Annotated in this window: 29 protein-coding genes, 3 tRNA genes and 1 pseudogene; 13 read left to right on the top strand and 20 right to left on the bottom strand. The window is 70.8% G+C overall.

The window, feature by feature from the left end; genetic code table 11:
• Window positions 1–74: 74 nt before the first annotated feature.
• The 3 genes from ABZ780_RS04895 (at window position 75) to ABZ780_RS04885 (ending at window position 425) form a co-directional block, all read left to right on the top strand.
• Window positions 75–147 (top strand) — tRNA-Glu (locus ABZ780_RS04895).
• 31 nt (window positions 148–178) lie between these two features.
• Window positions 179–252: transfer RNA gene (locus ABZ780_RS04890), tRNA-Asp, on the top strand.
• A 99-nt stretch (window positions 253–351) separates the two neighbouring features.
• A tRNA-Phe gene (locus ABZ780_RS04885) sits at window positions 352–425 on the top strand.
• A 99-nt stretch (window positions 426–524) separates the two neighbouring features.
• Here the strand turns inward: ABZ780_RS04885 and ABZ780_RS04880 are convergent.
• From ABZ780_RS04880 to ABZ780_RS04865, 4 genes and pseudogenes are all read right to left on the bottom strand, one after another.
• Complete coding sequence (locus ABZ780_RS04880) at window positions 525–1,253, bottom strand: hypothetical protein (RefSeq protein ID WP_357484242.1); 729 nt, start codon at window positions 1,251–1,253, stop codon at window positions 525–527.
• An 85-nt stretch (window positions 1,254–1,338) separates the two neighbouring features.
• Window positions 1,339–1,461: pseudogene (locus tag ABZ780_RS04875) on the bottom strand (transposase); the annotation flags it as partial.
• Window positions 1,462–1,508: 47 nt separating this feature from the next.
• A complete protein-coding gene (locus ABZ780_RS04870; protein WP_357003608.1) occupies window positions 1,509–1,832 on the bottom strand; it encodes a hypothetical protein in 324 nt (107 codons plus the stop codon).
• Between the two features lie 75 nt (window positions 1,833–1,907).
• Complete coding sequence (locus ABZ780_RS04865) at window positions 1,908–2,672, bottom strand: hypothetical protein (RefSeq protein ID WP_357484240.1); 765 nt, start codon at window positions 2,670–2,672, stop codon at window positions 1,908–1,910.
• 163 nt (window positions 2,673–2,835) lie between these two features.
• On the opposite strand from ABZ780_RS04865, the gene ABZ780_RS04860 reads away from it, so the two are divergent.
• Window positions 2,836–3,363, top strand: coding sequence for an SRPBCC family protein (locus ABZ780_RS04860; RefSeq protein ID WP_357484237.1), 528 nt, complete (start codon window positions 2,836–2,838; stop codon window positions 3,361–3,363).
• Between the two features lie 67 nt (window positions 3,364–3,430).
• On the opposite strand, the gene ABZ780_RS04855 is transcribed toward ABZ780_RS04860, so the two are convergent.
• Window positions 3,431–4,141 (bottom strand): DUF2786 domain-containing protein, encoded by a 711-nt coding sequence (locus ABZ780_RS04855; RefSeq protein WP_357484234.1) that lies wholly within the window; start codon window positions 4,139–4,141, stop codon window positions 3,431–3,433.
• A gap of 124 nt (window positions 4,142–4,265) precedes the next feature.
• On the opposite strand from ABZ780_RS04855, the gene ABZ780_RS04850 reads away from it, so the two are divergent.
• On the top strand, window positions 4,266–4,724 hold the full coding sequence (locus tag ABZ780_RS04850; protein ID WP_357003600.1) for a hypothetical protein: 459 nt from the start codon (window positions 4,266–4,268) through the stop codon (window positions 4,722–4,724).
• 37 nt (window positions 4,725–4,761) lie between these two features.
• Here the strand turns inward: ABZ780_RS04850 and ABZ780_RS04845 are convergent, their stop codons facing one another.
• Window positions 4,762–5,151, bottom strand: a complete 390-nt coding sequence (locus tag ABZ780_RS04845) for a hypothetical protein (RefSeq protein ID WP_357003598.1) — start codon at window positions 5,149–5,151, stop codon at window positions 4,762–4,764.
• A gap of 155 nt (window positions 5,152–5,306) precedes the next feature.
• Between ABZ780_RS04845 and ABZ780_RS04840 the strand changes: the two genes are divergently transcribed.
• The gene (locus tag ABZ780_RS04840; RefSeq protein WP_357003596.1) at window positions 5,307–6,653 is read left to right on the top strand and encodes an ABC transporter substrate-binding protein; all 1,347 of its coding nucleotides are present in this window, start codon (window positions 5,307–5,309) and stop codon (window positions 6,651–6,653) included.
• A gap of 66 nt (window positions 6,654–6,719) precedes the next feature.
• On the opposite strand, the gene ABZ780_RS04835 is transcribed toward ABZ780_RS04840, so the two are convergent.
• Together ABZ780_RS04835 and ABZ780_RS04830 are read right to left on the bottom strand one after the other, a co-directional pair.
• On the bottom strand, window positions 6,720–7,463 hold the full coding sequence (locus tag ABZ780_RS04835; protein ID WP_357003593.1) for an enoyl-CoA hydratase/isomerase family protein: 744 nt from the start codon (window positions 7,461–7,463) through the stop codon (window positions 6,720–6,722).
• Window positions 7,464–7,491: 28 nt separating this feature from the next.
• Complete coding sequence (locus tag ABZ780_RS04830) at window positions 7,492–8,349, bottom strand: 3-hydroxyacyl-CoA dehydrogenase family protein (protein ID WP_357003591.1); 858 nt, start codon at window positions 8,347–8,349, stop codon at window positions 7,492–7,494.
• Between the two features lie 176 nt (window positions 8,350–8,525).
• On the opposite strand from ABZ780_RS04830, the gene ABZ780_RS04825 reads away from it, so the two are divergent.
• Complete coding sequence (locus ABZ780_RS04825; RefSeq protein WP_355587818.1) at window positions 8,526–8,828, top strand: hypothetical protein; 303 nt, start codon at window positions 8,526–8,528, stop codon at window positions 8,826–8,828.
• Window positions 8,829–8,872: 44 nt separating this feature from the next.
• Here the strand turns inward: ABZ780_RS04825 and ABZ780_RS04820 are convergent, their stop codons facing one another.
• A complete protein-coding gene (locus ABZ780_RS04820; protein ID WP_357003589.1) occupies window positions 8,873–9,652 on the bottom strand; it encodes a class I SAM-dependent methyltransferase in 780 nt (259 codons plus the stop codon).
• 53 nt (window positions 9,653–9,705) lie between these two features.
• Between ABZ780_RS04820 and ABZ780_RS04815 the strand changes: the two genes are divergently transcribed.
• Complete coding sequence (locus ABZ780_RS04815; protein ID WP_357003587.1) at window positions 9,706–10,095, top strand: PPOX class F420-dependent oxidoreductase; 390 nt, start codon at window positions 9,706–9,708, stop codon at window positions 10,093–10,095.
• A 104-nt stretch (window positions 10,096–10,199) separates the two neighbouring features.
• Here ABZ780_RS04815 and ABZ780_RS04810 read toward each other — a convergent pair whose 3' ends face one another.
• Window positions 10,200–10,409, bottom strand: coding sequence for a BldC family transcriptional regulator (locus ABZ780_RS04810; protein ID WP_007073996.1), 210 nt, complete (start codon window positions 10,407–10,409; stop codon window positions 10,200–10,202).
• A gap of 251 nt (window positions 10,410–10,660) precedes the next feature.
• The gene (locus ABZ780_RS04805) at window positions 10,661–11,500 is read right to left on the bottom strand and encodes a hypothetical protein (protein ID WP_357003585.1); all 840 of its coding nucleotides are present in this window, start codon (window positions 11,498–11,500) and stop codon (window positions 10,661–10,663) included.
• Window positions 11,501–11,695: 195 nt separating this feature from the next.
• Here ABZ780_RS04805 and ABZ780_RS04800 point away from each other — a divergent pair, with 195 nt between their 5' ends.
• Window positions 11,696–12,778 carry a Glu/Leu/Phe/Val dehydrogenase gene (locus ABZ780_RS04800; protein ID WP_357003583.1) on the top strand — a complete coding sequence of 361 codons (1,083 nt, stop codon included), beginning with the start codon at window positions 11,696–11,698 and terminating at the stop codon, window positions 12,776–12,778.
• A 300-nt stretch (window positions 12,779–13,078) separates the two neighbouring features.
• Window positions 13,079–13,294 carry a DUF3073 domain-containing protein gene (locus tag ABZ780_RS04795; protein WP_357484232.1) on the top strand — a complete coding sequence of 72 codons (216 nt, stop codon included), beginning with the start codon at window positions 13,079–13,081 and terminating at the stop codon, window positions 13,292–13,294.
• Between the two features lie 143 nt (window positions 13,295–13,437).
• Here the strand turns inward: ABZ780_RS04795 and amcA are convergent, their stop codons facing one another.
• The 5 genes from amcA to ABZ780_RS04770 all read right to left on the bottom strand — a co-directional run bounded on the left by amcA (window position 13,438) and on the right by ABZ780_RS04770 (window position 18,149).
• Window positions 13,438–13,674: a multiple cyclophane-containing RiPP AmcA gene (gene amcA, locus ABZ780_RS04790; protein WP_357003581.1), complete on the bottom strand. Its 237-nt coding sequence runs from the start codon at window positions 13,672–13,674 to the stop codon at window positions 13,438–13,440.
• On the bottom strand, window positions 13,643–14,746 hold the full coding sequence (gene amcB / locus ABZ780_RS04785; RefSeq protein ID WP_357004810.1) for a cyclophane-forming radical SAM peptide maturase AmcB: 1,104 nt from the start codon (window positions 14,744–14,746) through the stop codon (window positions 13,643–13,645). The genes amcA and amcB overlap by 32 nt, the downstream gene beginning before the upstream one ends.
• Window positions 14,747–14,872: 126 nt before the next feature.
• Complete coding sequence (gene purM / locus ABZ780_RS04780; RefSeq protein ID WP_357003579.1) at window positions 14,873–16,027, bottom strand: phosphoribosylformylglycinamidine cyclo-ligase; 1,155 nt, start codon at window positions 16,025–16,027, stop codon at window positions 14,873–14,875.
• Window positions 16,028–16,088: 61 nt separating this feature from the next.
• Window positions 16,089–17,627 carry an amidophosphoribosyltransferase gene (gene purF / locus ABZ780_RS04775; RefSeq protein ID WP_357003577.1) on the bottom strand — a complete coding sequence of 513 codons (1,539 nt, stop codon included), beginning with the start codon at window positions 17,625–17,627 and terminating at the stop codon, window positions 16,089–16,091.
• A gap of 168 nt (window positions 17,628–17,795) precedes the next feature.
• Entirely contained in the window at window positions 17,796–18,149 is a 354-nt protein-coding gene (locus ABZ780_RS04770) for a sterol carrier family protein (protein WP_357003575.1), read from the bottom strand.
• A 607-nt stretch (window positions 18,150–18,756) separates the two neighbouring features.
• On the opposite strand from ABZ780_RS04770, the gene ABZ780_RS04765 reads away from it, so the two are divergent.
• On the top strand, window positions 18,757–20,373 hold the full coding sequence (locus ABZ780_RS04765; protein ID WP_357003573.1) for a hypothetical protein: 1,617 nt from the start codon (window positions 18,757–18,759) through the stop codon (window positions 20,371–20,373).
• 255 nt (window positions 20,374–20,628) lie between these two features.
• On the opposite strand, the gene ABZ780_RS04760 is transcribed toward ABZ780_RS04765, so the two are convergent.
• The 4 genes from ABZ780_RS04760 to purS are packed head-to-tail and all read right to left on the bottom strand — an operon-like array spanning window position 20,629 to window position 25,003.
• Window positions 20,629–21,384, bottom strand: a complete 756-nt coding sequence (locus ABZ780_RS04760; protein WP_357004807.1) for a 2-phosphosulfolactate phosphatase — start codon at window positions 21,382–21,384, stop codon at window positions 20,629–20,631.
• Window positions 21,385–21,388: 4 nt separating this feature from the next.
• On the bottom strand, window positions 21,389–24,013 hold the full coding sequence (purL, locus tag ABZ780_RS04755; protein WP_357003571.1) for a phosphoribosylformylglycinamidine synthase subunit PurL: 2,625 nt from the start codon (window positions 24,011–24,013) through the stop codon (window positions 21,389–21,391).
• 46 nt (window positions 24,014–24,059) lie between these two features.
• The gene (gene purQ, locus ABZ780_RS04750; protein ID WP_357003569.1) at window positions 24,060–24,743 is read right to left on the bottom strand and encodes a phosphoribosylformylglycinamidine synthase subunit PurQ; all 684 of its coding nucleotides are present in this window, start codon (window positions 24,741–24,743) and stop codon (window positions 24,060–24,062) included.
• Window positions 24,740–25,003, bottom strand: coding sequence for a phosphoribosylformylglycinamidine synthase subunit PurS (gene purS, locus ABZ780_RS04745; RefSeq protein ID WP_357003567.1), 264 nt, complete (start codon window positions 25,001–25,003; stop codon window positions 24,740–24,742). The genes purQ and purS overlap by 4 nt, the downstream gene beginning before the upstream one ends.
• Before the next feature lie 354 nt (window positions 25,004–25,357).
• On the opposite strand from purS, the gene ABZ780_RS04740 reads away from it, so the two are divergent.
• A complete protein-coding gene (locus ABZ780_RS04740; protein WP_357003565.1) occupies window positions 25,358–26,041 on the top strand; it encodes a trypsin-like serine protease in 684 nt (227 codons plus the stop codon).
• Between the two features lie 24 nt (window positions 26,042–26,065).
• The gene (locus ABZ780_RS04735) at window positions 26,066–26,629 is read left to right on the top strand and encodes a YbjQ family protein (RefSeq protein WP_357003563.1); all 564 of its coding nucleotides are present in this window, start codon (window positions 26,066–26,068) and stop codon (window positions 26,627–26,629) included.
• Window positions 26,630–26,757 lie beyond the last annotated feature (128 nt).

Here is a 26,757-nt window from a genome sequence, read left to right as displayed (position 1 = left end):
CTTTCCAAGCCTCCGGCGGGGCCGGATGGGAGCAAGTCCGCTTGAAGTTGCGAGTATGCAATGATGGCGGGGCCGCCCTCATCGTCTAGCGGCCCAGGACGCCGCCCTTTCAAGGCGGTAGCACGGGTTCGAATCCCGTTGGGGGCACGACCGGCGCAAGCCGGAGCAACACAAGCTAGGTCCTGTGGAGCAGTTGGAGTGCTCGCCGCCCTGTCAAGGCGGAGGTCGCGGGTTCAAGTCCCGTCAGGACCGCAGCGCTGACGCCGCGCCTCGCGCGGCGTTCTGCGTATCGGAGCGTGTGACCCTGCCGCTGATTCGTCAGGTTGGCGGGTAGCATGAGCCGAGCGACACGGCCAGGTAGCTCAGTTGGTACGAGCGTCCGACTGAAAATCGGAAGGTCGGCGGTTCGACCCCGCCCCTGGCCACATAGCCTTTCGCCGGGCTACAGAGGTCCCCACCAGCGGAAACGCAGGTGGGGATCTTGCTGTTTGCGCCATGTTCAGCTTCAGCCGGGACCGGGCGCCTCAGCGACTGAGTTGTTGTGCGCGGGCGACCGTTCGACGGGCGTCACGCCAGGCGATCATGGCCGTGGGTATGCGGGGCGAGGAGGCGGCCTTCCCCTGGCGTCTGGCGAGTAGCTGGTTGATCAACCAGGCTGGGGCGTCGGCCTGCTCGATGGCTTGGGTCTTCGTAAGCAATTCGCCGTTGCTGAGCGAGTGGCGGCCGCGAGCCATGGAGGTGAGACCGAGGTCGGCGATGGTGGGGTTTAGCCATAGCCATGGACGTCGAGCGGCCCAGGCCCAGTAGCCGGTGAGTTCAGCGTGGGCCGCCGCTCGAATGTCGTCGTCCGACATCTGGGGGAAAACGTCGCGTGGTGAGCGTCCGAAGATCTCGTATCCATGTCGTACCAGCTCTGCTCTGGTGATTCTGGAGAGAATCCGGTGAACGAGCTGACCGTGGGTCCAGGTCGGGTGCTGCACGTCAATGTCGGAGACGGCCTCGACGTCGACGTAGACGCAACCCAGGTCGAATCCCGTGCCGGTCCCACTGTCAAGGCGATGATGGGCGGCGGCGAGCGTGGTTTGCCGACCGGTATCGACGGGCCCGTCGACAAGTGCCACCAGGTCGAGGTCGCTGACGCAAGGGATGTAGTCGCCGGTGGCCAGTGACCCTGCGACCATCAGGTCGGTGACCCACCCCAACGCCATCAGCTCGTTGCCGAGTTCTTCAACAACAGCGGGTGATGTCACCATGACAGCAGTGTACGAATCCTTCACACCAGTCGATGACCTCGAACTCAGTGGTCAGCTGGCCCAGGCCGTGCCAACTCGCACCGGACGGCCAGCTCTGCCCGATCGCGTCGGGCAGACCCTTGAGCCCGTCGCAGACCACCATGCACGCGTCCGCGACACCCCGGTTCTTCAACTCGGTGAGCACCCTGAGCCAGAACTTCGCGCCCTCACCAGCGGAAACGTAGGTGGGGGTCTTGCTTTGTGTCCTGGCCGAGCCTAGCGACGGAGCACCGCATACGTTCCCGCCGCCGTCACCAGTAGCAGCAGTGACACCGCGAACAGGGCGCGTCCAACCGGAAGTGACGTGTCGATGAGGAAGGGCACCTGTTGGATCACCAGGCCGGCACCGATCATGGCCTGGAAGCTGCCCAGCCGGACGGGCTGAGCGCGGTGTCTCGGCTTCAGGCGTGCGAGCCGAATCCAGGCTGCGGGAAACTGCCGCGATACGGCCACCTTGAGGCCCAGTGCGACCGCGGCGACGCCGACACCCACTGCCACCAGACGCAAGGCGGCCATGACGGGTTCGTCAGCCATGTTCATGCGTCCATCATCGATGGGGCGTCAAGGTCACAGTCGTGTGGCGAGCTTCAGATGGGCGTGCCGGCGACGCGTTCGCTAATCCCGACCATCCTGCGGCCGGTGCTGCGCCAGGCCGCCCTGGATCGCCTCCCACACGCTGCGCCCGGCCTGTCGCAGGGTCTCCCCCGCCTGCTCGGCGAACTGCGCCGCATTCTGGGCCGCAGCTTGAGCCCCGCCCGAAGCGCCGCCGTCCCGGGTGTCGCTATCGCCCTGACCACGGCCGCCCTGACCACCGCCGCCCTGACCACCGCCGCCCTGATCCCTACCGGCCTTTGCGCCTCCCCCCGGGGCCCCGGCCCCGGTCGACGGGGCTGGTGGTTTCGGGCGGGCCGGGCGTGTGAACTCGCCCGGCCCTCCTGATTGCCGGCGCAGTTCGTCGCGTACGTCGGAGTGCTGTGCCGAGGCGGTGATCTCGGCGGCCTCGGCGCTCACCTGCTCGGCGCCGCGGTTGACGTCGTCGATCACGGCGCCGGTCGGCCGGGAGAGAGATTCGATGATCTGCGGGTTGTTGTCGATCGTGTCCAGCGCCCGGCCCAGCAGCGTCACCAGTTGCTCCAGCCGCACGCGCAGCTGCGCCTCGGCCTGGACGCCGTCGACGTCCAGCTCGACGCCGTGCAGGTGCACCCGTACGCCAGCGTCGATTTGGAGCAGGTTGGCCAGCCGGGCCCGCAGCGACAGGTCGGCGTCCAGCCCGTCGACCGCCAGCCGCAGCGAGTCGACCGAGACCTTCGGAATGTCGAGCAGCACGTCGGGGTCGTCGACGTTCTGGTCCGGCTTCCGCTGCTCAACGCTCTCGCTCATGCTCCCGCTCCGCCCGTACACCGCCCGGTCGTCCGGGCCGTCCGGCGCGGTTACCCGCTTTCCGGCGGCGCATCCCATCCGTGACTGTTCGGCGACTCACTGTCTGGAACCGGGCACCGCGCGAAGCTGCACACCCGGGCATCAGCCGGTATGGTCCGGGCCTATGGGACAGGAGATGACTGGTCCGGCAGGCATCCGTCAGGACCTGGAGCGTTTCTCCTTGCGGTGCAGCCTCCTCGTCCCGGGGCCGGCGGAGCACGCGTTCGCGGTCTTCACCGACGAGCTGAGTGATTGGTGGGTCACCGAGTACACCTGGTCCGGCCCGGAGGCCCTCGCCGAGCTGGGCATGGAGCCGCGGGCCGGCGGCATGCTGTACGAGGTCGGCCCGTACGGCTTTCGCGCCGACTGGGGACGGGTGCTCACCTGGGACCCGCCGCGCCGACTGGTGTTCGCCTGGCAGATCGGTCCGGATCGGGTGCCGGTGCCGGATCCGGCGCGGGCGAGCGAGGTCGAGGTGCTGTTCCTGCCGGATGGGCCTGAGCGCACCCGGGTCGAGTTGGAGCACCGGCACTTCGACCGGCACGGCGAGGCCGCCGAGGGGTACCGCAAGGCACTCACGGCGGGTTGGCACGAGTTGCTCACCCGCTACCTCGCCACGGCGTCCCGCCGCCACCCCACCAGCCCCGCCTGACACCCCGCAGCCAAAGGCCGCCCCACAGCCCAACGGGCCAACGGGCCAACGGGCCAACGACGGTACGTCAGCGACCGCCGAGTTGTCGGTCGGCGGACGGGCCGGTGTTCAGGTCCCGGCCGCCCAGGTTCGCGCGGTGCCCGGCCTCCGCCCCGGGGCCGAAGCCGGTGCCGGCCAGCCGGCGTGGTGGCGCGGTACGCAGTCGCGGGTACTGCTCGGCGAGCCGCCGCTGCACCCGGTCGGAGCGGTCGGCCAGCACCAGTGCCACGGACGGTGTGCCCGGTTCACTGGCCGCCGCCGTCTCGGCCGCCCAGAGCCGGCCCCCGATCACCTGCGCGAAGCCGGCGAGCCAGGACCGGCGGAAGGCGGCCGGATGCTCGCCCTCCGGCACCTCCGTGCCCGCCAGCCCATGCGCCGCCTGTACGAGCAGCGAGGTGAAGAGCAGGTCGACCCGTTCCAGGTCGCTGGCGAAGCCGAACAGGTGCAGCGTGAACCCGTTGCCCTGCCGACGGCGGACGCAGCGGCAGCGCAGTGGCTCGGCGACGGCGGCGAGCAGGCCGACCTTGTCGCGGGCGTACGGGGCGACGATGTCCAGCACCCGGTCGCCGACCGGGTCGGTGGTGGGGTCGCGGGCGGCGAGCAGTGCCCGGTCCACGCCGTAGCGGGCGATCAACTCGGTCGCCTTGGCGGTGAACGCGGCTGACTCGGCGGGCGTGCAGGCCGGGTCCTCGGCCTGGGCCAGCAGTTTGCGCACCTTGCTCAGCATGGCCTCGGACATGCCTCAGAGCTATCACATCCAGCGGCCGTCGCGGGACAACGCCCAAATCCATTGATCAGTATCATCGTCACGTTCGGATCACCCGTCCGCACGGACGGTCAGTCAACCGTTTCCGGAGGCACGCATGTCATCCCCGACCGCCCGCCTGCTCGCCGTCGCCACGGCCACCGCACTGCTCGCAATCGGCGCACCCGCCCAAGCGGCCCAGGCCGCGCAGAAAACACCGTCCGGTCAGGCCGGCCCGGAGGTCTCGGGGCCGAACCTCTTCGCCCCGCTCGCCACCTGCTACGGCGGAGCGGTCCGGTCGTTCTTCCAGACCGGTGGCTACGGCGGCCAGGCTGGCACCTACCGCACCACGAGCCGGTGCCGGGACATCAACGTGCGCAACGCCAGCGCGTACGGCACGGATGCCTGCGTGATCTTCGTCGACAAGACGGGCAACTGCAACTACTGGACCTACCTGCCGGCCAACTCCGGCTGGATCACGGTGGCGACCAACGTGCGCGACGGGGTCAACTTCCGGGTCCGCTTCGAGAACCTCCGCTACGAGTACGAGCCCCTTGTCGCGTACCACGCGTTCTGAGCGGCCCGAGCGGGCGCGCCGCCGCCCGGGGGAGGCGTCAGCCGGCGCGGCTGCGCAGGGTGGCGATCGTCGAGCCGGCGAGTGTGAGCAGGCAGTCGGAGAGCTGTCCGTCGGCCGCGGCCGCACCGAACAGCGCCTCCCCGGTCGGCACGTCCCGGTTGGCGTACGCGCTCACGAAGCGGGCCACCCAGCGGGTGTCGTAATCCGCCTGGTCGATGCCGGGGAAGTCCAGCGCGCATCCGCTGGTCGACGGCGCGTCACCAACCATCGTCGCGGCGAGACACCAGGCCACCCCGTACGCACCGGGCAGGCCGGCGCGGTCGACAACCGCGTCGAAGGCCCCCGCCACCGCCTCGCCGTCGCCGGAGAGCGCCGAGTGGAGAACTGCGGCCGCGTCGTCGAACGTCTGCTGTGGTAGGTCCGTCACGCAGCGCACAGTAGGACGGGAGGTCAAGGCCCCGCATATTCCTCACTCTCCGTGTTCAACGCGGGCGACCTGCGCATTGAGCCACCTCCACGGTCCCGCTGCCGGGCCCGGCACGCTAATGTGCGCAGCGGACCTTCGCCGGAGGAAGGACGACCATGCTCGTATCACGCCGTTCGCGGGTGGCCACATTGGCCGCCTGCGCGACGATCCTGCTCGCCACAAGCGCTTGCGGGGATGACAAGGCCGAAGAGGGCAGCGCCCAACAGGTGCGCCTCTACGGCACGGATGGCAACATGCTCAACTCCTACCCAGCGGAGTTGAAGGAACGCGCGGATCTCGTCGACGGGATGAAGGGGACCACGCCGCTCACCCCGCTGCCCGATGACTTCAAGAGCCGGCTACGGTCCGTCAATCCGGCGCTGACGGACTACCTCTACGCCGCCGAGACGTACGACGCCGTGGTGATCGCTGTGCTCGCCGCCCAGCTCGCCGGGAGCACCGACCCGGCGGCCATCGCGAAGCAGATAGTCGGCGTGACCAACAACGGTCAGCGCTGCGAGGACCCGGCGAGTTGCCTCACGCTGGCCCGCGCCGGGCAGGACATCGAGTACCGCAGTGTGTCGCTGACCCGTGCGGGCTTCACCGACAAGGGCGAGCCGGCCACCGCGAGCTACGCCACGCTGACCTTCGACGGCCAGCAGATCAACGACGGCAAGACCGAGTTCGTTGGCGCGGGCGCCGAGTCGGCGGCGAGCACCAAGACTCCGCCGAAGGCGCGCAAGCCGCGCCCGGGTGGCGCTGACGACGCCAAGGAGCCTTTGATCATCGGCGGCCTGCTGCCGAAGACCGGCGACCTGGCGATCGCGTACCCACCGATGGCCGCCGGCGCCGCCCTGGCGATCAAGGAGATCAACGCCGCTGGTGGCGCGCTGGGCAAGCCGGTGACGTGGGTGGACGGCGACGACGGCACCAACCCGGCGGTGGCCAAGGCGACCGTGGCCAAGCACGCGGCGGACGGGGTCAGCGTCATCATCGGCGCCGGCGCCTCGGGTATCTCCCGCGAGGTGTTGCCGGACGTGGTGAAGGCCGGCAAGATCCTCTTCTCGCCGTCCAACACCGACGCGAGCCTGACCGACGTCGAGGACAACGGCCTCTACTTCCGCACCGCCCCGCCGGACAGCCTCCAGGGCCGGGCGCTGGCCGACGTGATCCTCCGCGACGGGTCGCAGAAGATCGTCATCGTCGCCCGCAAGGACTCCTACGGTGAGGGCCTCCAGGCCACCGTCCGTGACGAGCTGGAGAAGGCCGGCATCGCGGGCGACCGGCTCAAGCTGCTCACGTACGACCCGCCGGCCGACGCGAAGGCGGCACCGGTGGACTTCACCGGCGGCGCGAAAGAGATCAAGGAATTCGGTGCGGACGCCGTGCTGATCATCGGGTTCGGTGAGTCCGCCCAGGTGATCCGGGCGCTCGCCGATTCCGGGGTGCAGATCCGGCACTGAGCACCGACCGCGGACCGCGACGGCCGCACCGGCATCCCGCCGGTGCGGCCGTTTCCGTTTGCGGCGTCAGCGGGCCCGACGGCGCTCCAGGAACTCGGTCATCCGGCGGTGCTTCTCCTCGTCCTCGAACAGCACCGCCTGGCTGACCAGGTCGAGCTGCGGGTGCGCGGCAGCCGGCGCGTCCACCGCCAGCTTGGTCAGCCGCAACGCCAGCGGTGAGCCCTGGGCCATCTCGTCCAGCAGCCCGTGCGCCACCGTCAGCAGCTCACCGGGCTCGTCCACCACCCGGTTCACCAGGCCGATCCGCAGCGCCTCCGCGGCATCCACCCGCCGGCCCGTGAACAGCAACTCCTTGGCGCGGGCCTCGCCGATCAGGGCGGGCAGCCGGTGGGTCGCCCCAGCGCCGGCCAGGATGCCCAACCGCACCTCCGGCTGGCCGAAGACCGCCCGCGCCGTGCAGACCCGCAGATCGCAGGCGTACGCCAACTCCGCGCCACCGCCCAGCGCCGGGCCGTCAACGGCGGCCACACTCGGCATCGGCAGTGCCCTGATCCGGGCGAAGGCGGCCGAGTTGATCGCGGCCAGGGCGTCCGTACGCCCCCGTTCGCGGAGCTGACCGATGTCGGCGCCACCGGCGAAGATGCCCGCCGTGCCACCGGTCAACAACAGCAGCCGAGGTCGTGCCTCCAACTCGGCGCAGACCTGGTGCAGCTCGGCGATCAGGTCGGCGTCGATGGCGTTGCGCTTCTCCGGCCGGTCCAGCGTGACCACGAGCCGGTCCGCCTGCTCCTCGATCCGCAACCCGCTCACCGTGTGCGCCTTCCGCTCGCGACGACGTTCACTGCTTGACTCCGCCGGTCCAGTCGTAGAAGCCGTGCCCCGACTTCTTACCCAGCCGTCCGGCGGCCACCATCTCCTCCAGCAGCGGCGGAGGCGCGAAGCGGTCCCCGTACGCGGCCTGGAGGGTGCGGGCGATGTCCAGCCGCACGTCCAGGCCGACGAGGTCGGTGAGCTCCAGCGGCCCGATCGGGTGCCGGTAACCCAGCACCATCGCCTTGTCGATGTCGGCCGGGCTGGCCACGCCGTCGGCGACCATCCGGATCGCCTCCAGCCCCAGGGTGACCCCGAGCCGCGAGGTGGCGAAGCCGGGCATGTCGCGTACGACGACGGGGTCCTTGCCCAGCCGGCCGGCGAGCGCGACGGCCGCAGTGGTGGTCTCCTCGGCGGTGGCCGGGCCGACCACGATCTCCAGCAGCGCCATCGCCCAGACCGGGTTGAAGAAGTGCAGGCCGAGGAAGCGCTCGGGCGCGTCCAGCCCAGCGGCCAGCTCCCCGATGGCGATGCTGGAGGTGTTGCTGCCCAGCAGCGCCGGGGTCAGCGCGGCGGCGTCCCGCAGCACGGCCCGCTTCAGGTCGAGCCGCTCCGGCACCGCCTCCACGATCACCGCCGGGGCGGGCGCGACCTCAGCGAGGGTCGGGCGCAGCGTCACCCGCTGCCGGTTCGCGGCGGCCTCGTCGGCGGTCAGCTTTCCACGCTGCACCGCTCGCTCCCACAGATCCGCGAGCCGGTTAAGCGCGGTCGCTCCCCGGTCCGCGTCCACCTCGACCAACTCCACGGCGTGCCTGGACCCGGCCGCCACGTACGCGATGCCGAGCCCCATCGTGCCCGCACCGACGACCACGAAACGATCGTTCATCACGCCTCCCTGTCCGGCCCGGTGGCACGCGGGGTCCCCGCCACGCCGGTCCGGGTGCTCCGTCCGCTCCGCTCGCTCATGGTGCGACCCTATTCAGCACGACGACCCGGCCATGCGTGGGGGAGCGCGGGATCGGGTACGTACGGCCCGTCAACTCAAGGGAAGGACCAGTCGACATGAGCCAGGCACCGGAGAGCGTCACCGACCCGGGCAGCACCGACTCCGAGGTCGTGGAGACCCGGGGCGACGAACGAGTCGACCTGCTGCGCGCTGACACCAACAACGACGGCCGGACCGACGTGTGGGTGGTGGACACCGACGGCGACGGCAAGGCCGATCTCTTCCAGTTCGACACCGACGGTGACGGCAAGGTGGACATCACCATGGTCGACATCGACGAGGACGGCACCCCCGACGAGGTGGTCGACGGCGATGGCGGTCTGCCGCCCGAGCAGCTTCCCCCGACCGTCCAGGTCTGAGCCGTGCGGTGAAGGGCTCCTCGTCGACGAGGGGCCCTTCACCGTCATCCGGCGAGGCGCAGGGTGGCCAGGTAGTAGGGCGCGTCTCGGTCGTCCACATCGGTCAACTGCCAGGCGCTGTCGTGCACGAGTTCGGCGAACTCGTCCGGCGAGCAGACCAGGTAGTCGAACCACTCTGTGCCCAGCTCCCGATAGCGGAGCCGAAGCCGAAGCTGCCCCCCGAGCCGGCCCCGACGTCGGTTGCGCTCGTGGTAGCCGGTGTGCAGCGGGTCGCGGGTGCCGTACGGGTTGGTGCCGTGCGCGATGATCTGCGCCCCCGGTCGGGCCAGCGCGGCGAGCGCGGCCAGGAACCCGGGTGCCCGCTCCCGCCCCTCGAACAGCCCGAGATTGTTGCCGAGCAGCAGGAATGTGTCGTACCGCTGGCCGTCGGCCACGTGGGTGTCCACGGTGCCGTGCACCAGCCGCCGTACGCCCCGACGCCGACTCACCGCCAGCGCGCCCGCCGAGGTGTCCAACCCGGTGACCGGTACGCCGCGCTCCTGGAGCAGCAGCGCGATCCGGCCGGCGCCGGTGCCGACGTCCAGTGTCTCGCCTCGCGCCCGGTCCACGGCCCGGTGGTCGTACGGCTGCCAGTCGGCCGGCCCGTCCAGGTAGTGCGCGGCGGGCGCGCCGTTGATCAGCCCGTCGTCCCGCTCGATGATCTCGATGACCGGGCGGGGCAGTCGCCCGCCGACCATCGGCCGGGGTCCTACCCCGGTGGCCACGGCGAGCGTGTCCCGCAGCAGTTCGCCGACCACGTCTCCGATGAGAGGCTCGCCCGTCACGACGTTCACGCTATCCGGCCACTCAGTGGCCGTGTCGGCCGTATCCTTGCGGCGTGACCACGTTGGACAGGCTGTCGGCCGAGAAATACATCCTGCTCACGACCTTCCGCAAGGACGGTCGGGCGGTGCCGACCCCGGTCTGGGCGGTCCGCGACGGCGAGGCGTTGGCGGTCTGGACTCGGGCCGACTCCGGCAAGGTGAAGCGCATTCGCCGCAACGGCGAGGTGACTGTGGCACCGTGCGACGTGCGGGGCCGCCCGCACGGCGCGGAGGTGCCCGCTCACGCGACGATCTACGGTGGCGGCGATATCGGCCGGATCCGTGACCTGCTCAAGCACAAGTACCGGCTGCTCGGCCGGCTGAGCCTGCTCGGCAGTCGGCTGCGTCGGGGCGAGGGCGGCACGGTCGGCATCCGCGTCACGCTGGCCGAGGTGCGGCGCTGAGGCTGAGCCGACGGTGAGCGCCGGTTCGACGGCGACCGGCCGTGGGCATGGAAAGGGGCGGCGGATCGAGATCCGCCGCCCCTTTCCGGAAAAGCTGATGTTGCTCAGTCGCCCTGCCGCTGCTGCGGGATTTGACCCTGCAGCAGCGCCCTGACCTCCGACTCGCGGTATCGACGGTGGCCACCCAAAGTGCGGATGGCGCTGAGCTTGCCCGCCTTGGCCCACCGGGTCACCGTCTTCGGGTCGACACGGAACATCGACGCCACCTCGGCCGGTGTGAGTAGCGGCTCTGGTTCGTGCGTTCGCGATGCCATCGGTCACTCCTCCACATGTATAGACATCGGCCGGGGTCCCGCCGGCCGACGCGTCTCCCATGGTCCGGCTAGTCCCCGATGTCCGACATGGGCCGAACGGATGAAGGTCCCTAGACGGACGGATGAACCATGCCCGATTTTTACGACTTTTACACCTCAGAAACTACCTTATTCGGACTCATGATCACGGTTCGTGATGCGTCAACTACGAGCGCTACTCAGCTTAGGGGCACTCATTGGGCGATTTGCCCTTAGTTGCACCGCTCCAAAAGCTGCACCGCACGCCACCGGGCCACCAGCTTGTCGTACGCGGCGGACGCCTCGTCCGCCTCGCCCCGCGACAGCCCGGCGAGGCCGCTGGCGACCAACTCGGGCGAGTCGTCCGCGGCGAGCGTCTCGTCGGAGAGCAGGTCGACCAGGCCGCCGTAGTCCAGTTCCACCACCGAGCGCGGGTGGAACTCCTCCAACCAGCGGGCCGCCTCCTCCACCGCCTCGGTGATCGGCGCCTCGCCCACCGACTTGCGCAGCACCGACAGTGCCCGCGACGAGCGGCGGCGGGCCTTGGAGATCTCGGTGCGGTAGCGCAGCGCACGCCGACCCGACTCGGTGACCAGGTCCCGCTCCGCCGGGTCGAAGAGCACGAACCACCGCAGCGGTACGCCCCAGGTGGCGATCTGTTCGTGCACCCGCGGCACCCCGTGCTCCAGCACCCGGGCACCGCTGCGCCAGTCGTCCACCGCAGCCCTGGCCTGCCCGGCGAGCACCGGCGGCACGAAGGCGTCGGCGAGCACCGCGGGCACCCCGTCCCGGGCGCTGAGCGCCGCCTCGGCGACCCGGATCCGCAGGTTCCAGGGGCAGATCAGCAGGCTGTCGTCCGTCTCCAGGACGTACGCCTCCTCGGGCAGGTCCGGTAGCCGGGTCCAGCCCGCACCCAGCGCCTCGATCACCGCCGTCCGCTGCCGGCCCGGCCCCTCCATGGGGGCGACGGCGCGCCCTTCCGAGACGTAACGGCGCCAGTAGCTCTGCCGGTCCCGGTCGAAGGCGGTCAGCGGCTCGTACACGCGCAGGTAAGAAGCGAAGAGCGACGGCACCGCGCGATCCTCCCACGAACCGCACCCGTGCGCGGTCAGAGGCCGGACCCACGCGCGCCGCAACGTGAGACGACGGCGGCGCGTCGGGCAGCCGTGCGGCGGCCGATACTAGGCTCGACCCACACCGGCAGCATCCCCGCCGGGGTCCACCAGGTCCGCGCCCCACAAGGACGCACACCACTCCAGGAGCCAGTCATGGGCGTATTCGCGAGCACCGACGATCCGGGATCGACCGGCCACGAACAGGTCGTGTTCTGCCAGGACAAGCAGAGCGGCCTGAAGGCGATCATCGGGATCTACTCCACCGCGCTGGGGCCCGCGCTGGGCGGCACCCGCTTCTATCCGTACGCGAGCGAGGACGACGCGCTCGCCGACGTGCTCGACCTGTCCCGCGGCATGGCGTACAAGAACGCGCTCGCCGGGCTGGATCTGGGCGGCGGCAAGGCTGTCATCTGGGGCGACCCGGAGCAGGTCAAGAGCGAGGCGCTGCTGCGCGCGTACGGCCGCTTCGTGGAGTCGCTCGCCGGCCGCTACTACACGGCGTGCGATGTCGGCACCTACGTCGCCGACATGGACATCGTCGCCCGGGAGACCCGGTTCGTGACCGGTCGCAGCGTCGAGCACGGCGGCGCCGGCGACTCCTCGATCCTCACCGCCTGGGGCGTCTTCCAGGGCATGCGGGCCGCCGTCGAGCACGTCTGGGGCACCCCCAGCCTGCGCGGCCGGCGGGTCGGCGTGGCGGGCCTGGGCAAGGTCGGCAAGCACCTGATCGGGCACCTCCTGGAGGACGGCGCCGAGGTGGTCGCCGCCGACGTCAGCTCCAAGGCCCTGGCGTGGGCCCGCACCAACCACCCGCAGATCACCCTGGTCGACGACGCCAGCGCACTGGTCGCCGCGGACATCGACGTGTACGCACCGTGCGCGCTGGGCGGCGCGCTGAACGACGACACCGTGCCGGCACTGCGCGCCAAGGTGGTGACCGGGGCGGCGAACAACCAGCTCGCCCACCCGGGCATCGAGAAGCTGCTGGCCGACCGGGGCATCCTGTACACCCCCGACTACGTGGTGAACGCCGGCGGCGTGATCCAGGTGGCCGACGAGATCGACGGCTTCAACTTCGATCGGGCGAAGCTGCGGGCGACCCGGATCTACGACACCACCCGGCAGATCCTGCACCTGGCGGACGCCGACGGTGTGCCGCCGGCCGTTGCCGCCGACCGGCTGGCCGAGCGGCGGATGGCCGAGGTCGGCCGGCTGCGCACGATCCACCTGCGCTGAGCGTCCCCGGAGGCGGGTCGACTGGGATCCGCCTCCGGGCCTCGCATGCCGGCCCCGCTCGGTAGGCTGATGCCGAGTCAAGTTTGTCGCGTTTGTCCGGTGTCACGGGCGCTCTCTGTTTCACTCCTTACCGGGTACACTGGGTGACGGTCGGATCAACGCGACGCGCAGAGCCGGCTGGCGGTAACCCGAGGTGCCGAACGATGGCATCCCCATGTACCGTAAGAGCTACGAGAGATGCCTGACGTCATCGGGGCCCGCCTTCGGGCTGCCCCGCATTCTGTGCGAGGGGGTCGAGCCATGGGGCGCGGCCGTGCTAAGGCCAAGCAGACAAAGGTGGCCCGGGAGTTGAAGTACCACTCCCCGAACACCGACCTCACCGCCTTGCAGCGCGAACTGGCGGGTGCTGGTAAGTCTGAGCACCACTTCGTCGACGACTCTAAAGAGTTCGTCGACGACGATGATGAGAATCACGCTGACGACGACCCGGATCCCTGGGTTCGTCCGACCCGCTGACCTCTCGACGCAACTGAGCACGCGGTAAGCCCCGCGTGCTCACGCATGTGCCCGTCGGGAGCGGCACCGGTGCCGATGATCAGGGGCCTGCCCTGGCCGGAGACCACTCCGACCGGCCGACAGGCCCCTGATCGCGGCTGACATCAGCGCGGGCGGTTGTTCCAGTTGTAGAAGGTCGGGATGTTCTCGAAGTGGTTCCAGGCGCAGACCGCGCTGGCGCCGTCCCCGCCCGACACCTCCGCCCGCAGCCGCCGCGCGTCAGCGGCCTCCTGGAGCAGTGCGACGAGCCCCGGCGCGGCCTCCCGCACCCGTTCGGTGACTCCGGTCGGGGTGTCACTCGCCTCGTGCTCAGGCCGCCGGTGACTGGTGGTCTCGGGCATGCTCCAACACTCCCTCCAATAAGCGGATCTTGCTGTTGCGGCAGTGCTCGGTCTCCGTACCGTCAAAACGCCCCAGCTCGAAGTAACGGTTCGCCGCGTGACCGCCGCCACAGAAGCCGAAGTACGGGCAGGTCGCCCGACACGCCTCCACCCCCGCCAGGAACTCGCCCACCCACGGCGTCGACGCCGCACCGGTGAGGATCTGCGCCAGCGGGGTGGTCAGGACGTTTCCGCTGCTGAAATCGCCGTACCGCGGGTCGGTGAAGCCGGCCAGCTCCGGGGAGAGCACCGTCACCGTGCCGTCGTGCCCGATGGTCGGGATCGGATCCAGTCGGCGGGGCAGGACACCGTCGGCCGCGTCGTCGAGCACCGCCGCCGTGTACCGCAGCGACCACTCGACCTCGCGCAGGTGGATCCGAGGCTCCCGACGCCAGGCCGACACCAGCTCGGCCCAGAACGCGGTCACCGCCGCCGGGTCGTGGCGGTTGTCGCGGGTGTTGACCCCCTCGGTCTCCTCGATGTTGATGCCGAGCACGTCACAGCCCAACCCGAGGAAGTAGTCGTACAGCTCGGCTGCGAGCCCGGGCGCCGGCCGGGACACCACGGCCAGCGCCGAGAACGGCAGGCCATGCCGGCGCAACGCGGCCACACCCCGCAGGATCCGGTCGTACGCCGGCTGGCCACCCCGGTTGACCCGGTCGCCGTTGCGCTCCCGGGGCCCGTCCACGCTCACGCTGACCCGCATCTCGTGCCGGGCGAAGAAGGCGCACCACTCGTCGTCGATCAGCGTGGCGTTCGTCTGCACGTGGTGCTCGACCTCGGGCCCGAACGGCGCCATCAGGTCGGCCAGGTGCTCGCGGCCGGCCGCCAGCGGCTCACCGCCGTGCCACACCACCGAGAACCGCCCGGACGCCGCCCACGGGTTGACCGCCGCCGCCACCGCCTCGGCCACCGGCACCGACATCCGCTGGTCGGTGGCCCGGAACGGCAGATAGCAGTACGCGCAGTCCAGGTTGCAGAGGGTGGTGGGCTGCATCACGACGTACGACGGGACCGCGGCCAAGCCGCGCATACCGCTGAACGAGTGTTCCCGAGCAGCCATCGCCCTCCTCCGCCGAGCCTGAGCCCTTCAGGCTAGGCGGCATTGGCCGCTCGGGTGAACCCCCCATCAGGTGCCCGTACGATCACCAGAGCGTGATCATCCGCGGGTGTGCTGACCAACCATCTGCACGTTGCCGGTGCCCTCGATGATCTCGCCGGCCTGCCACGCCTCGACACCCCGGCCGGTCAGCGTGGCCAGCGCCCGGTCGGCGTCCTCCGCCGACACGATGGCGAACATGCCGACGCCCATGTTGAAGGTCGACTCCATGTCCTGGTCGTCGATCCGGCCCTTCGACTGGATCAGGTCGAAGACCGGCTGCGGCTTCCAGGTGGACCGGTTGACCACCGCGTCAACGTGCTCCGGCAGCACCCGGACCAGGTTGCCGGGGATGCCACCGCCGGTGATGTGGGACAGGGCCCGCACGTCCGCCTCGGCGATCAGCTTCAGGCAGTCCTTCGCGTAGATCTTGGTCGGGGTGAGCAACTCCTCACCGAGGGTCCGCTGCCGGCCGAAGTCGTCGATCACGATGTCCAGCCGCATCCGGGCCGCGCCGAGCAGCACGTGCCGGACCAGGGAGTAACCGTTGGAGTGCAGACCGGAGGAGCGCATGGCGATGACCGCGTCACCCACCTGGACCCGCTCGGGGCTGAGGATGTCGGCTTCCTCGACAACGCCCACGCCGGTCGCGGAGATGTCGTACTCGTCCGGACGCAGCACACCCGGGTGCTCGGCGGTCTCCCCGCCCAGCAGCGCGCAGCCCGCGTACCGGCAGCCGTCGGCGATGCCGGCGCCGATCTCGGCCACCTTGTCCGGCACGACCTCGCCGGTGGCGATGTAGTCGAGCAGGAACAGCGGCTCGGCACCACAGGCCACCAGGTCGTCGACGACCATCGCCACCAGGTCGATGCCGACCGTGTCGTGGATGTCCATCTGCTGGGCGATCACCAGCTTGGTGCCCACACCGTCGGTGGAGGACGCCAGGATCGGGTTCTTGTACTTCGTCGTGTCCAGCCGGAACAGGCCGGCGAAGCCGCCCAGGTCACCCAGCACCTCGGGGCGGCGGGTCTGCCGCACCTTCGACTTGAGCAGCTCGACCGCCCGGTCACCCGCGTCGATCGAGACGCCGGCGTCGGCGTACGAGACCGAGCGTTTGCGCGTCTGACGGCCAGCGCCAGCCGTCCAGGGCTGACGGTCGCCACCGGCGCCGGTCGGGCTGCTTCCTGCGCCGCTGCGCTCGGACACGTGCGTCACGGTTCTCCCCTTTGTGGTTCTCGGTGCCGCGCCGGCGGTGGCCGGGCCGCGCCGGTTGGTACTACGGGCGGTTGGCGGTCACGCCAGCCGGAGTGGCGACGAGCGAGCCATTGCTGTGCGGGGTTTCCGGCGCCTCGTTGGCGACCCGCCGGCCCACCCCTTCGAGCACGTGCTTGCCGATCAGGTTGCCGGGCGGCAGCTCGATCGGGTACTCCCCATCGAAACATGCCCGACACAGTCGAGTCTTCGGCTGCTCGGTCGCGGCGATCAGGCCGGGAAGTGATACGTAACCCAGCGTGTCGGCGCCGATGGAACGCCGAATGCCATCGTTGTCCAGCCCGTTGGCCAGCAGCTCCGCCCGGGTGGCGAAGTCGATGCCGTAGAAGCACGGCCAACTGACCGGCGGAGACGAGATCCGGACGTGCACCTCCAGCGCACCCGCCTCGCGCAGCATCCGCACGATGGCCCGCTGCGTGTTGCCGCGAACGATCGAGTCGTCCACCACCACCAGCCGCTTGCCACGGACGTTCTCCCGCAGCGGGTTGAGCTTGAGCCGGATGCCGAGCTGACGCAGGGTCTGCGACGGCTGGATGAAGGTGCGCCCCACGTACGGGTTCTTCATCAGGCCCGCGCCGTAGGTGATGCCGGACGCTTCGGCGTAGCCGATCGCGGCCGGCGTGCCCGACTCGGGCACCGGAATCACCAGGTCGGCGTCGACCGGGTGCTCCTTGGCCAACTGCCGACCGATCTGCACACGTGCCGCGTGGATGTTGCGCCCGGCGATCGTGGCGTCCGGGCGGGCGATGTAGACGTACTCGAAGAGGCAACCCTTCGGCTCCGGCGCCGCGAACCGGGTGGAGCGCAGCCCCTCCTCGTCGATCGCGATCAACTCGCCGGGCTCGACCTCGCGCACCACGCTGGCACCGACGATGTCCAGCGCGGCGGTCTCGCTGGCCACCACCCAGCCACGCTCCAGCCGGCCAAGCACCAGCGGGCGTACGCCGTGCGCGTCACGGGCCGCGTAGAGCGTCGACTCGTCCATGAAGACGAAGCTGAACGCCCCGCGCAGCTGCGGCAGCACCTCCAGTGCGGCCGCCTCGACCGACAGGTCAGGACGGCTGGCCAGCAGCATGGTCACCAGCGAGGTGTCGTTGGTCGAGCCGTCCGCCACCAGGCCGCGCTCGGCGACCTCCTTCTCCAGCTCGGCGGTGTTGACCAGGTTGCCGTTGTGGGCCAACGCGATGGTCGTGCCGGAGCTGGTCGACCGGATGGTCGGCTGGGCGTTTTCCCAGTTGGAGGCGCCGGTCGTGGAGTATCGGGCATGCCCGATCGCCAGGTGACCGCGCAGGCTCGCGAGGGTGGGCTCGTCGAAGACCTGGGCCACCAGGCCGAGATCCTTGTAGACCACCACGCCGGACCCATCGCTCACCGCGATGCCCGCAGCCTCCTGGCCACGGTGTTGCAGGGCATAGAGGCCGAAGTAGGTCAGATTGGCGACCTCTTCGCCGGGGGCCCAGACACCGAAGACGCCACAGGCGTCCTGGGGGCCAGGTCGTTGGGGATCAAGGTCGTGGCTCAGCCGGCCGTCGCCTCGGGGCACTACCGCTCCCTCATGCTGGTCTGGACCGGCCTAGCGGGGATCACGGGGCGGATCCACACTCCTCGGCCGGGACCACTGTCGTCGCCTGACAGTGTACGCGAATCAGTGTCAATACAGATAGTCACGGTTTCCCTGCGCAGCGTCATGCTCACCCGGGCATTCGGGCAGCTAGAGGGGCAGATACGCCGAGAGGTCCGCCCGGATGCCGCTCACCTGGACGCGACCGTCGGTGACCGCCTCGCCCCACCCGATCCGACCGCTGGCCAACTCCAACCAGGTCACCGGGGACATCTCGACCACGTTCGGCGGGTTTCCCCTGGTGTGTCGGGGACCGGGAACGCACTGGATCGCACCGTATGGTGGAACGCGCACCTCCACCGAACGGCCGGGGGCGCGCTCCGCGAGGACGGCCAACAACGACCGGACCGCTTCTCGGAGTACCGGCCGTTCGGCCGTACGCCCCTCGTCAAGCGCCGACAGAGCCGCTGCTACGGCGGTGGATTTACTGTGCGGAGAGGACACGACGGGACGATACGACCCTTAGCCGGAGCACCCGACGCTGGCCCTGGGTCGCGCCGATCCACTCAGACAAGGCATAGTGGCCGACGGCGTATTCGTACCGTGATGATCCCCGGCCCGGCGCCCCGCCGGCCAAGGGAAGTCAGCCCGGAAGGCGGTGGACGTGTCAACACACCGACGTGCCTGGAAGCAGCGGGCCGGTGTGGTCGTAGCGCTGGTTGCCGGCGCTCTGCTCGCCGTCCCCGCCACACCAGCCATGGCCGCGCCCGACGTTACGGATGTGTCGGCCTCGCCGAGCAGCGTCGAGGCCGGCAAGACCACAAAGATCAGCTATAGGCTCGCCTTTGCGGATGGCTCGCAGCCTGCTGACATCAGCTTCAGCTCAAGCAACCCCAAGCTGACCTGCGTTGACGGATGCTCCCGTGGTCGGGTGACGTCAAGCGGCACCTTTGAGGCCACGTTCAGGCTCGCGGACGATGCCACCAACGGGACTGCCCGTGTGACTGTCACCGCCACTGACTCAGGCCTGCCCAATAGGAGCCAGGACGCATCTACCACGGTCACGTTGATTGGCAAGGCCGCGCCGCCGACGCCGCCGCAGAACCAGACTGTGAAATCGGTCGCGGGCAAGGTCGTCGTGAAGGCGAACGGCGACGCGGTGCCGAACGCGATCGTGATCCTCCAGGACAGCGCCGGCCACCGCTACGACACGATCAGCGATGACAGCGGCAACTTCCGGTTCACCGGTAACACGCAGAACCCGATCACCCCTGGTCGGATCGACGTGGGCGCGTCGTCCAACAACATCAACGCGGTAAAGAGCTTCAACGCGAACGCGGGACAGTCCGTCACCGGGCAGCGCATCAGCTTGGAGATCAAAGTCGAGGTGACGCCGAGCGCCACCCCGTCTCCCACCGTCGAGCCCACGCCCGAGGACGAGGCGACCGAGGAGGGCGCCGAGGAGCAGCCGACCGGCGAAGCCACCCCGGGTGCCCCGGCGAACGCCGCGAACGAGGACGACGGTGGCGGCTTCGGCTCGTACCTGATCATCCTGCTCGGTGGTCTGCTCGTCGCGGCCGGTGTCGGCACGATCGTGCTGCTCTGGATGAGGCGCAAGGAGAACGGCGACGACGATGACGAGCCGGCGGCTGCCGGTGCGGCCGGCGCGGTGCCGGCGGCGCGGGGCGGCTTCCGCGGGGCGGAAGACCAGACCCGGGTGGTCAACCGGCCCGGCGGCGGCCCCGATCCGACGATGGTCGGCGGCGCTGCCCTGAGCGAGGCACCGACCATGATGCACCGCCCGGTCGTCGACGACGTGCCACCGGACCCGTACGGCGCGCCCGCGCAGCCGTACGGCGCGGCGGGCCAGCAGGGTTGGGGCGGCGCCGGCTACGGCGACGAGCCCGCGCCCGGTGGCTACGGTGCCGGTGGCTACGGCAACGCACCGGCCTCGGGCGGCGGCTACGGCACGGCGGCGACCCCCGACGGCGGCTACGGCGCGGCCGGTGACAGCTATGGCGCCGCGCCCGGTTCCGGTGCGGGTTACGGTGCCGCGCCCGGTTCCGGTGCGGGCTACGGCGCCGCGCCCGGTTCCGGTGCGGGCTACGGCGGCGCACCGGCCTCCGGTGGCGGCTACGGCAACGCACCGGCCTCGGGTGGCGGCTACGGCAGCCGCGACTACACCGCCCCGGCCGGGGCGGCCGGTTACCCACCGGCTCCCGCCGGTGGCGAGCGCTTCGACGAGCCGACCGGCCGGTACACCGGGGACAGCACCCAGTACCCGGCCCCGGCCGACCCGTACGCCACCGGCGTCTACCAGCCGGAGCAGGGCCAGGGCTACGGCCAGCCGGACGCTGCCCCGTACGGTGGGCGGACGGCCGAGCCGACCGGTGGCTACGGCCAGCAGACCAGCGCGTACGACCAGGGTGGCTACGGCCAGCCGGCCGGCGGGTACGACCAGGGCGGCTACGGCCAGGAGACCCCGCAGCAGCGCGGCGGCTACGACGACCGGGGCTACGACCAGGGTGGCTACGGCCAGCAGGGCGGCGGGTACGACCAGGGTGGCTACGGTCAGCCGGCCGGCGGCTACGGCCAGGAAGCCCCGCCGCAGCAGCGCGGCGGCTACGACGACCGGGGCGGTTACGACCAGCAGGGTGGCCGGGCCCGGCCGGACGGCCCACCGCCGACCGAGCGGGGCGGCCGACGCCTCGACTGGCTGGACGACTGACCCGACACGCACCGCCCCACCGCACAGCGAGAACGGCCGCCCGGAGTTCCGGGCGGCCGTTCTCGTTGCCGACAAGCAGGCCGCGCCGGGTGACGAGCACGCCAACGGCGCGAGATCCACTCGGTGTCCGTGAAGTCGGGGTGTCCCAGGTGCCCGGACACACCAACATCGCCGATGTCGTGTTGATCATCACCGCCGCCGGCAAGCGGGCCGCCGATCAGGCAGCGGGTCAGACAAGCGGCAGCGGGCCGCCCGTCAGGCGGCGGAGAAGACGCCCTGGCGGAGGACCGGGACGACTGTCGACGCGCCGACCTGGACGGCGACCGCCACGTCCTCCGCGAAGCCACTCTCGGTCAGTTCCCGGCCGGACACGCTTCCGCGCACCGCAGCGGGCACGTCGGGGGTGCTGGCCAGCGCGGCGAGCGTCATGGCCGCCTCCACGGAGAGCCCGCCCGGGACACCGGAGAGGGCGTCGAGCACGCTTGCCGCGCCCAACTGGTCCTCGACCGAAGGCCGCAGGGAACCGTCCGGCCAGCGCTCCCCCGAGGCGATCACGCCGATCGGGGCGTCCGTCGTGCCGTACCCCTGGCGGCGCAGCCATCGCCCGACGGCGGGTGCGTTACGTAGGCACGCCGCGACCACCGGCAGCCCGGTGGCGCTGGCGGCCGCGCTGATCGCGGAGCCGTTCGGCGACGGCAGCACCAGGTCCGGTACCACCGGGGCGGTGGTCAGCGCGGCCGGCGAGAGCGACCACGGATGGTCGGTCGTCACCTGCCGGCGGCCGACCGCGGCGATCGCGCCGACCCGCACCGCGTACTCGGCGGCCTGCTCACCCCACGGGAACGGGTGTACCCGCATGCCACGGGCGACGGCCACCTCGACGGCGGTGGTGAACGAGAGCACGTCCACCACCACCAGGGCCGCGCAGACCCGGCCGAGTTCGGCGGCGCCCGTCAACCCCCAGTCGAATCGGGCACCCGATCCGGGCTGACCGTAGACGGCCGCCGCCAATGCCTCAGCGCTCGTCAGGCGACGGGTCGGTGGCACCGGTGTCCGACTCGGACGACCCATCGGACGACTCCGACCCGATCGGCTCGACAACGCCGGTCTCCGGGGAGGGGCCCGACGAGGCGATGGGCTCAGAGACCACCTCGGCGGCGTCCACCGGTGCGACCTCCGCGTCCGATGCGACAGGCAGCGGTACGGCCTCGACCGCGCCCGCCACGCCAGCGGCCGGCGCGGACACCTCGACGGCGGTGGCACCGCCGAAGAGGCGCGGCAGCGTCTCGGTGTGCGCGGCGCGCAGCTCGTCCAGGCCGATCCGGAACTGGCCGTGCACCTCCAGCGCACCGCCGGACGGGTCGGTGACGCCGATCAGCTCGAACGGCACCCCCCGCTCGGCGCAGAGCGCCGCGAACGCCTTGTCGTGGCCGCGCGGCACCGACACCAGCGCCCGCGTGGCGGACTCGCTGAACAGGTAGACGAACGGCATCGAGCCGTCGGCGAACTGCTCCGGCACCGCGATCCGGGCGCCGACGCCGCGCCGCAGGCAGGACTCGACCAGGCTCTGGGCGAGGCCTCCGTCGGACAGGTCGTGCGCCGAGCTGAGGTGACCCACCCGGGCCGCCTCGGCCAGCAGCTCGGCGAGCGCCTTCTCCCGCAGGAGGTCGACCTGCGGCGGGATGCCGCCGAGGTGCTCGTGCGTCACCCAGGCCCACTCCGAACCGGACAGCTCGACGTTCGTCTCGCCCAGCAGGTAGAGCTGGTCGTGGTCGCCGCCGGGGCGCGGAACGAAGCCCATCGGCACCCGGTCGGCGACGTTGTCCAGGACACCCAGCACGCCGACCACCGGGGTCGGGTGGATGGCCGCCGCGCCGGTCTGGTTGTAGAAGCTGACGTTGCCGCCGGTGACCGGGATGCCCAGCTCCAGGCAGCCGTCCGCCAGGCCGCGCACGGCCTCGGCGAACTGCCACATCACGCCCGGGTCCTCCGGCGAGCCGAAGTTGAGGCAGTTGGTCACGGCGATCGGCGTCGCGCCGGTCACCGCCACGTTCCGGTACGCCTCGGCCAGGGCCAGCTTGGTGCCGTTGTACGGGTCGAGCCGGGCATACCGGCCGTTGCCGTCCACCGACAGCGCCACGCCGAGCCCGGTCCGCTCGTCGATCCGGATCACGCCGCCGTCCTCCGGCTGGGCGAGCACGGTGTTGCCCAGCACGTAACGGTCGTACTGCTCGGTGACCCAGGTCTTGTCGGCCAGGTTGGGCGACGCGATCATGCGCAGCACGGTCTCCCGCAGCGCCTCCGGCTCGGCCGGTCGGGGCAGCGTCTCGGCCCGGTCGGCCTGGAGCAGGATCAGGTCGGCCGGCTCCCGCATCGGACGGGCGTACACCGGGCCGTCGTCGACCAGCGAGCCCGGCGGCACGTCGACGACCAGGTGGTCCTGCCAGGTGATCAGCAGTCGGCCCGGGCTGCCGTCCGGCTCGGGCGCGGTGACCTCGCCGATCGCGGTGGCGAGCACGCCCCACTTGTCGGCGGTCTTGAGCACCGCCTCGAGCTTGTCCGGCTCGACGACCAGCAGCATCCGCTCCTGGGACTCGCTGGCGAGGATCTCGTGCGGGTCCATCGAGGGCTCCCGCAGCGGCACCCGCTCCAGCCAGACCCGCATGCCGGTGCCGGCCGCGGCGGCGGTCTCGGTGAGCGCGCAGGTCAGACCGGCGCCGCCGAGGTCCTGGATGCCGACGACCAACTGGCCGTCGTACAGCTCCAGGCACGCCTCGATCAGCAGCTTCTCGGTGAACGGGTCGCCGACCTGCACGGCGGGGCGGCGCGCCTCGCTGCCCTCGTCGAAGGTGGCGCTGGCCAGCACGGACACTCCACCGATGCCGTCCCGGCCGGTCTTGGCGCCCATCAGCACGACCACGTTGCCGGGCCCTGCGGCGGCCTTGTTCTGCAACCGGTCGACCGGCAGCACGCCCAGGCAGAGCGCGTTGAGCAGCGGGTTGCCCTGGTAGGACGGGTCGAAGACCAGCTCGCCACCGATGTTGGGCAGGCCGAGGCAGTTGCCATAGCCGCCGACGCCTGCGACCACGCCGGTCAGCACCCGGGCGGTGTCCGGGTGGTCAGCCGCACCGAAGCGCAGCGGGTCCATCACCGCGACCGGGCGGGCACCCATGGCGAGGATGTCGCGGACGATGCCGCCGACACCGGTCGCCGCACCCTGGTACGGCTCGACGAAGCTCGGGTGGTTGTGCGACTCGACCTTGAAAGTCACCGCCAGCTCAGCGGAGATCTGCACGACACCGGCGTTCTCGCCGATGCCCGCGAGCAGACGGTCGCTGTGCGGGGCCTTCTCACCGAACTGGCGCAGGTGCACCTTGCTCGACTTGTAGGAGCAGTGCTCGCTCCACATGATCGAGTACATCGCGAGCTCGGACTGGGTGGGCCGGCGGCCGAGGATCTGCCGGATCCGGTCGTACTCGTCGTCGCGGAGGCCCAGCTCGGTGTACGGCTGGAGCTCGCCCGGGGTGCCGTCGGCGCGCGGGACGGTGTCCACGCTGTCGGTCCAGTCGGCCGTGGCCGGCTGGGCGGGAGCGGAGTACGCCTCCGGTGTGTCCCGTACCGGGTCCGGATGGGTGGTCATGACCTCTCCTCGCTGCGCTGGTGCCCGCCGGAGCCGCTCCTCGCACTCATGCCGGCGCCCCGACCAAGTGCTTGAGGACCGACGTGAAGAAGCCGAGGCCGTCCAACGAAGGGCCGGTGAGCGCCTCCACCGCGTGCTCGGGGTGCGGCATGATGCCGACCACGTTGCCGGCGGAGTTGGTGATCGCGGCGATGTCGCGCAGCGACCCGTTGGGGTTGCCGCCGACGTAGCGGGCGACCACCCGGCCCTCGGCTTCGAGCTGGTCCAGCGTCTCGGTGTCGGCGACGTAGCAGCCCTCGCCGTTCTTCACCGGGATGAGCACCTCCTGGCCGGGCTGGAACGCGTTGGTCCAGGCGGTGCCGGCCGACTCGATCCGCAGGATCTGGTCCCGGTTGCGGAAGTGCAGGTGCTGGTTGCGGGTGAGCGCGCCCGGCAGCAGGTGCGCCTCGCAGAGGATCTGGAAGCCGTTGCAGATGCCGAGCACCGGCAGGCCCCCCTGGGCGGCGTCCACGATCGTCTCCATCACCGGCGCGAACCGGGCGATGGCGCCGCAGCGCAGATAGTCGCCGTAGGAGAAGCCGCCGGGGAGCACGACCGCGTCGACCCCGTGCAGACCCGGGTCACCGTGCCAGAGCCGGACCGGCTCGGCGCCGGCGATCCGGACGGCACGGGCCGCGTCCCCGTCGTCGAGTGAGCCGGGGAAGGTGACCACACCGACCCGGGCGGTCACGAGCGGGCGTCCGCGGGCTCGTCAGCCTCGACCAGGCGGACGGTGAAGTCCTCGATGACCGGGTTGGCGAGCAACTTGTCGGCGATCTCCCGGGCCCGGTCCAGGTCCGGTTCACCGGTGAAGTCGATCTCGATCCGCCTGCCGATCCGAACTGAGGCGACGTCGCTGACGCCGAGCCGGGGCAGCGCGTTTGCGACGGCCTGGCCCTGCGGATCGAGGATCTCGGGCTTGAGCATGACGTCGACGACGACGCGAGGCACTGGGCACTCCTGACTGTGTACGCAGTTGGGTGCCGACCCACAACGGGCGAGCGCAGCCAGCCTACCTGGCAGATATCGCCGCGGACGCACCGGCCGGGCGCAGTTCAGACAGTGATCAACATTACTGGCGGCCGAACCGGGCGACGATGCGGGACACACACTCCCACCAGGGCATATTCGGCGCTGCGGGTGGCCAAATCGTTACATTGAGCCGCCTCGATCAAATTCTTGAAAACGACCGCCGATGGGCCTACCGTACATCGACGTAGCTCGATTCTAGCGCTGGCGGGGACCTCCGTTGGCGTCCTCCCGCACCCGGCGACCCCGGGTCCGCCCCCGTCCAAGGAGTCCTCGATGCGCATCCGTCCCCTGCTCGCCATGCTCGGCGTCGCGCTCGCCGGCGCCCTCGGAAGCGCCTCCGGCGCGGTCGCCGCCCCGGCCGGCCCGCAACCCATCATCGGCGGCGGCACCGTCTCGTCCGCGCCCTGGGCCGCCGCGGTGCTCAGCAACGGCTCGTTCACCTGCTCCGGCAGCGTGATCGCACCGCAGTGGGTGCTCACCGCCCGGCACTGCATCAGCGGCACCATGTCGGTACGCGTCGGCAGCGTCAACCGCACCTCCGGCGGCGTCACCCGTACGGTAAGCGCCACCTACACCCGTTACGACCTGGCCCTGATGCGGCTCTCCAGCACCGTCAGCACCTCGACGGTGAGCCTGGCCAGCAGCAACCCGCCGATCGGCTCCACCAACTCGATCTACGGCTGGGGCATGACCTGCTACAGCGGCTGCTCCGCGTCCACGCAGCTGAAGACCGCCACCGTCCGGGTGACCAGCAACAGCGTCACCGACGCGTACGGCGGGCAGGCCATCCGCAGCACCCGGATCAACGGCAACGCCTGGCGGGGCGACTCGGGCGGCCCGCAGTTCTACAACAACCAGCAGGTCGGGGTGGCCTCCACGGCCGACGGCTCCAGCATCCAGAACTACGGCAGTGTCGCGTACAACCGGGCCTGGATCACCTCGACGGCCGGTGTCTGACGGTTAGCGCCCCGCGCGGCGCGGATGGTCGGGCTCGTGCCGGCCGTCCGCGCCGCGTCGTTTTGCAGCATCCGATCAGGTGAACAATGCACACGATCGGGTCGCGCCACTCCTGACAGCATCGGAAACGTGCTGGTCGTGACGACGGAGCAACTGCCCGGCTACGAGATCCGCCAGATTCTCGGTGAGGTGGTGTCATCGATGGCCAGGACGCGCAACCCGTACCGCGAGGGGGTCAAGAACCTGCGCGGTGGCGCGTACGACCCGATGGCGCCCGACAACCTCACCCGGTGGCGCACCGACTCGGTGGCCCGCCTCGGCGAGGAGGCCCTGCGGCTCGGCGCGAACGCGGTGATCGGCATGCGGTTCGACAGCCGGGACTGCGGTGAGATGTGGATGGAGATCTGCGCGTACGGCACGGCTGTCGTCGCCGTACCCAAGACGCCCGAGGTCATGCCGGCCGACCAGCCGGCGGTCGCCGCGGACACGGCACACGACGCGGGCTTCACGGGGTCGCCCGGCGGCATCGCCGAACCAGCAAGCGCCCCCAACCTCCGCACAGCCGCCGAAACCCCCACCGGCGACTAACCCACCCACCCCGGCCCGGCCCCGGCCCGGCCCGCCCGACCCCAGTGATCATGAAGTTATTGCCCTCCGCCTCGGCGTGTCGGGGCAATAACTTCATGATCACCCGAGGGGTGCGGGCGGGAGGGGAG

Source organism: Micromonospora sp. NPDC047467 (assembly GCF_040643095.1).
Classification (GTDB): domain Bacteria; phylum Actinomycetota; class Actinomycetes; order Mycobacteriales; family Micromonosporaceae; genus Micromonospora.
The sequence above is the reverse complement of the archived record's forward strand: the minus strand, read 5'-3'. Positions and strand labels throughout refer to the sequence as shown.